The sequence below is a fragment of the Streptomyces lonarensis genome, assembly GCF_012033735.1.
GTDB lineage: Bacteria > Actinomycetota > Actinomycetes > Streptomycetales > Streptomycetaceae > Streptomyces > Streptomyces lonarensis.
In genome coordinates this window covers 1-5239 of sequence record NZ_JAAVJD010000299.1, presented here as the reverse complement: position 1 = coordinate 5239, position 5239 = coordinate 1, and the positions used below count along the sequence as shown (strand labels likewise).

The following is a 5239-nucleotide window of genomic DNA, read 5'->3' as shown; positions in this document are numbered from 1 at the left end:
TTGGCCGGAAGTACCGGAGCGCGCCGCGCCGCACCGCACCGGGTCGCACCGCACCGGGTCGCACCGTGCCGGGTCGCACCGTGCCGCCCCGGCCGAGGGGGCGCACCACCGGCGCGCGTGCGAACCGGTGCGACGCGGCGCGCTCCGGTACTTCCGGCCAATCCCCCGCCGCCCGCCCGTGGTTCCGGAACGCACGGCCCTGGACTCGGCCACCGCGGCCCCTCTACGCTCCCAGCGGGTTCGAGAGCGCTCCCGGCCTTCGCTGTTCCACCCCACCCAGGGAACAACAGAAGGGCACTCCCCCATGTCTCGCAGCAGTTCCCCCACCTCACGCAGACGCTCGACGCGACGCGCCACCGGCGCGGGGCTGTCCGCACTCCTGCTCGCCGCCGGTCTCGCGGCCGGCTCCGCCGCCACCGCCACCACGGCCACCGCCGCCTCCCCCACCGCGTCCGCCGGACTCGTCCAAGCCATGCAGCAGGACCTCGGTCTCACCGAGGACCAGGCGCTGACGCGACTGGCGCAGGAGGCCGCGGCCACCGACCTGGAACCGCTGGCCGAGGACGCCGCCGGTGACGCCTTCGCCGGAAGCTGGTTCGACGCCGAATCGGGCGCGCTCACCGTCGCGGTGACCGGCGCCGCGGCAGCCGCCGAGGTCGAGGCGACCGGCGCCGAGGCCGAGGTCGTCGAGCACAGCGCGACCCTGCTGGACGCCACCAAGGCGGAGATCGACGAGCTCGGCGAGAGCGCGCCGGCGGGCGTCGCCGGCTGGGGCGTGGACGTCCGCGACAACAGCGTGGTGATGCACCTGGTCGAGGGCATGGAGGACGCGCCCGGTGTCCAGGAGTTCGTCGCGGAGGCCGAGGCAGCCGGTCCGGTGAGCGTCGTCGCCGACGCGCCGGAGCAGCCCGGCACCTTCGCCGCCGGCACCGTCGGCGGCGACCGGTACTGGACCAACACCGCCGGGTGCTCCATCGGCTTCTCGGTGCACGGCGGGTTCGTGACCGCCGGCCACTGCGGCTCCGTCGGTCAGGCCGTCCGCGGCTGGGACAACACCCACATCGGGCACTTCCAGGGATCGTCCTTCCCCGGTGACGACCTGGGCTGGGTCAACGTCGGCAGCGGCTGGTGGACCGTGCCCGTCGTGATCGGCTGGGGCGCGATACCGGACCAGCTGGTCCGCGGCTCGGCCGAGGCGCCGATCGGCTCCTCCATCTGCCGCTCCGGAGCCACCACCGGCTGGCACTGCGGCACCGTCCTCTCCAAGAACGACACCGTCAACTACGACGTGGGCCCGGTGTACCAGATGACCGGGACGACCGTCTGCGCCGAGCCCGGCGACTCCGGCGGCGCCTACCTGACCGGTGACCAGGCGCAGGGCGTCACCTCGGGCGGCTACGGCAACTGCCGCGACGGCGGCCGGACCTGGTTCCAGCCGGTCAACGAGATCCTCGACCGCTACGGCCTGACCCTGCACACGGCCTGACCCTGCACACGGCCTGACCCTGCACACCGCCTTACCCCACGGCCGGGCGCGGTGCACTCCCGGGTGGGAGACCCACCGCGCCGCGCCCGACCCGCCGACTCGCCGCGTCCCCGGCGGGTCGGCGCACGCAGGTGCCCGCCGACCGCACTCCGTGCGTCGGCCCGGGGCGGGACGGTGCCGACGGCGTCCCACCCGGCCCGCCCCGCCCGGTGTGCGGGACGGGCCGGGTGTGAGACGGCGCGCGGGGCGCGGAAACGCACGCCACGGGGCGAGGGGCCGGTACGTCGACACGTACCGGCCGCTCGGCCCTCCCCGGGCCGGTCGACGTCCCTGTCCGGTCCGGCCAACGGTCGCGGCAGGCACGTGCGGCGGCCCGGCGGGGCGGCGCACGGAGCGCCCGGCGGACGTGGCGGACGGCGGTCGGTTCGTGGCAGAGTCGGAGGTCTCCCTCCACCGTTCGTTCCGTCGCATCGGAGGTCCCATGACCGCGTCCGAGCCGTACTCCACCGCGCCGTCCGCCGCCCTCGCCGGCGTCGGGTGGCCGGACGCGACCGGCCCGGTACCCGCCCACCCACCCACCGCCGCGGCCCCCGCGACATTCACCGCGGACGCCCCCGGCACGCCCGGCACCGCCGACGCCTTGCACCCAGCCCCGGCGGCCACGGCCGCCCGGCCGGGAACACCCGGCGCGGTGACCCCCGAGGAGCCGGGCGCCACCGGCGCGTCCACGCCCGGGACGGCCACGGCGGACACCCCGCCGCCCGGCCCGCTGCTGCTGCGCTGCCTCGGCGAGACCGCGCACTGCGTCAGCGACGGGGCGGCGCTCCCCCTCCCGCCCCGGCAGCTGGAGATCCTCACCCTGCTCGCGCTGGAGCCCCTCGGGCTCACCCCGGCCGCGCTCCGCCTCGCGCTCTACGGCGACCAGCCGGTCACCGACTCCACCCTCAAGGCCGAGGTCTCCCACCTGCGGCGGGCGCTCGGGGGCCACATCACCCCGCGGCGCTACACGCTGACCCGGCCCGTCACCTGCGACGCCGTCCAGGTGCTGCGCGCGCTGGACGCCGGGGACCTCGCCACCGTCGTCCGCCGGTACCGGGGCCCGCTGCTCTCCCGCTCCGACGCGCCCGGCGTCGCCCTGTGGCGCCGGCGGATCGAGGTCGCCGTCCGCTCCGCCGTGCTGGGCAGCGAGGACCCCGAGATCCTGCTGCGCTACGGCGCCGTCGCGCCGGACGACGCGGAGGTGCACGAGCAGACCCTGCGGCGGCTCGCGTCCGACGACCCCCGGCGCGCCGGTGTCCGGGGCCGGCTCAGCGCGGCCCTCGCCGACTGAGCGGAGCCCGCCGGAGGAACGTGGACCGCCTCGGGAGCGCGAACCGCCGGAGGAGCGGCGCCGCCTTTCCGGCGGGTGGGGCGTGACGCGCGTCACGCCGCTGACCTGCGTCCCAACCCGCTGCCAACCACCGCCGGGCACGCTCGGCGGACGGTGGCCGGGCGACGCCGACCGTCGCGCTGCCGCCGTCGACCACTGGTCCGTGCCGAGGGAGAACCTTCATGGTGTACGCACAGCCTGGTACCGAGGGCAGCATCGTCAGCTACGACAAGCAGTACGAGAACTTCATCGGCGGCGCATGGGTGAAGCCGGTCAAGGAGCAGTACTTCGACAACCCCAGCCCCCTCACCGGGCGCACCTTCTGCCGGGTGGCGCGCTCCACCGCGGAGGACGTCGAACTGGCCCTGGACGCGGCCCACGCCGCCGCCCCGGCCTGGGGCCGCTCCTCGGTCGCGGAACGCTCGCGGGTCCTCAACCGCATCGCCGACCGCATCGAGGAGAACCTGGAGCGGCTCGCCGTCGCCGAGACCTGGGAGAACGGCAAACCGGTCCGCGAGACCCTCGCCGCCGACCTGCCGCTGGCGGTCGACCACTTCCGCTACTTCGCCGGCGTCATCCGCGCGCAGGAGGGCAGCATCGGGGAGATCGACCACGACACCGTCGCGTACCACTTCCACGAGCCGCTGGGCGTCGTCGGCCAGATCATCCCGTGGAACTTCCCGATCCTGATGGCCACCTGGAAGCTCGCCCCCGCGCTCGCCGCCGGCAACTGCGTGGTCATCAAGCCGGCCGAGCAGACCCCGGCCAGCCTGCTGCTGGTCATGGAGCTGATCGCCGACCTGCTGCCGCCCGGCGTCGTCAACGTCGTCAACGGCTTCGGGACGGAGACAGGCCGACCGCTGGCCTCCAGCCCGCGCGTCGCGAAGGTCGCCTTCACCGGGGAGACGACGACCGGCCGCCTGATCATGCAGTACGCCAGCGAGAACATCATCCCCGTCACGCTGGAACTCGGCGGCAAGAGCCCCAACCTCTTCCTCGACGACGTAACCGCCGCCGACGACGACTACCTCGACAAGGCGGTCGAGGGGTTCGTGATGTTCGCCCTCAACCAGGGCGAGGTCTGCACCTGCCCCTCCCGGGCGCTCGTCAGCTCCCGCATCTACGACGCGTTCATGGAGCGCTGCGTCGCACGGACCGAGGCCATCGTCGCGGGCGACCCGCTGGACCCGGCGACGATGATCGGCGCGCAGGCCAGCAACGACCAGCTGGAGAAGATCCTCTCCTACCTCGACATCGGGCGGCAGGAGGGCGCCGAGATCCTCACCGGCGGCAACGCCCGCACCGTCGAGGGGCTCGACGGCGGCTACTACGTGGAGCCCACGATCTTCCGCGGCACCAACGACATGCGGGTCTTCCAGGAGGAGATCTTCGGCCCGGTGGTGTCGGTGACGACCTTCGACTCCGTCGACGAGGCGCTGAAGATCGCCAACGACACGCTGTACGGGCTGGGTGCCGGCCTGTGGACCCGCGACGCCAACAACGCCTACCGGCTCGGCCGCGAGATCAAGGCGGGCCGGGTGTGGACCAACTGCTACCACGCCTACCCGGCGCACGCCGCGTTCGGCGGGTACAAGAAGTCCGGCATGGGCCGCGAGAACCACAAGATGATGCTCGACCACTACCAGCAGACCAAGAACCTGCTGGTCAGCTACTCGACCAAGCGGGACGGACTCTTCTGATGACCACCCCGGCAGACGAGTTCGAGTCCGAGGGCGGCGCGCTGCCACCGCCCGCCGGTACGCCCGCCGCCGACACGGCGGCGGGCGGCGGGCCGGAGGCCGCCGACGGGCCGGAAGCCGGTGGCCCCCCGGTACGGGTCCGGCTCACCGACGCGGGCTCCCGGCTCGTGGCCCGGCTGGCCGAGAGCCACGGCCCGCTGATGTTCCACCAGTCCGGCGGGTGCTGCGACGGCAGCGCGCCGATGTGCTACCCGCGCGGCGAGTTCCGCGTCGGCGCCTCCGACGTGCTGCTGGAGACGCTGCCGGACGGCACGCCGTTCTGGATGAGCGCCGATCAGTACGCCTACTGGAAGCACACGGTGCTCACCGTGGACGTGGTCGAGGGGCGCGGCAGCGGCTTCTCGCTGGAGGCGCCCGAGGGGGTCAGGTTCCTCCTCCGCTCCCGGGTGATGACCGACGAGGAGAACGCCCGGGCCGAGGCCGCCCCGCCGCCTCCCACCGGCGCGGATGCCTCGCCCTGACCGCGCCCTGACCGCGCCGGCCCCGCCGGTTCGGCCGCCGCGCCGCGTCTGTCGGCAGTTGCGGCGAACCGGCGTTCCGGGACGTGCATGACGCGGCGGCCGGTGGGCATCCGACCGGTGCGCACCTGCGGCGGTGGGGCCGGGCGGCCACCCGGCCCCACCG

The 5239-nt window shown here is 74.6% G+C and carries 4 protein-coding genes; all 4 read left to right on the top strand.

What is annotated here, in order from left to right; all coding sequences use genetic code 11:
* The first annotated feature begins 304 nt into the window (after positions 1 to 304).
* The 4 genes from HCN56_RS23200 to HCN56_RS23185 all read left to right on the top strand — a co-directional run bounded on the left by HCN56_RS23200 (position 305) and on the right by HCN56_RS23185 (position 5076).
* Positions 305 to 1486: a S1 family peptidase gene (locus HCN56_RS23200; protein ID WP_167974248.1), complete on the top strand. Its 1182-nt coding sequence runs from the start codon at positions 305 to 307 to the stop codon at positions 1484 to 1486.
* Between the two features lie 481 nt (positions 1487 to 1967).
* Positions 1968 to 2816, top strand: coding sequence for a helix-turn-helix domain-containing protein (locus HCN56_RS23195; RefSeq protein WP_167974246.1), 849 nt, complete (start codon positions 1968 to 1970; stop codon positions 2814 to 2816).
* Between the two features lie 221 nt (positions 2817 to 3037).
* Positions 3038 to 4555 (top strand): acetaldehyde dehydrogenase ExaC, encoded by a 1518-nt coding sequence (gene exaC, locus HCN56_RS23190; protein WP_167974244.1) that lies wholly within the window; start codon positions 3038 to 3040, stop codon positions 4553 to 4555.
* Positions 4555 to 5076: a DUF779 domain-containing protein gene (locus HCN56_RS23185; protein WP_167974242.1), complete on the top strand. Its 522-nt coding sequence runs from the start codon at positions 4555 to 4557 to the stop codon at positions 5074 to 5076. The genes exaC and HCN56_RS23185 overlap by 1 nt, the downstream gene beginning before the upstream one ends.
* The last annotated feature ends 163 nt before the right edge of the window (positions 5077 to 5239 follow it).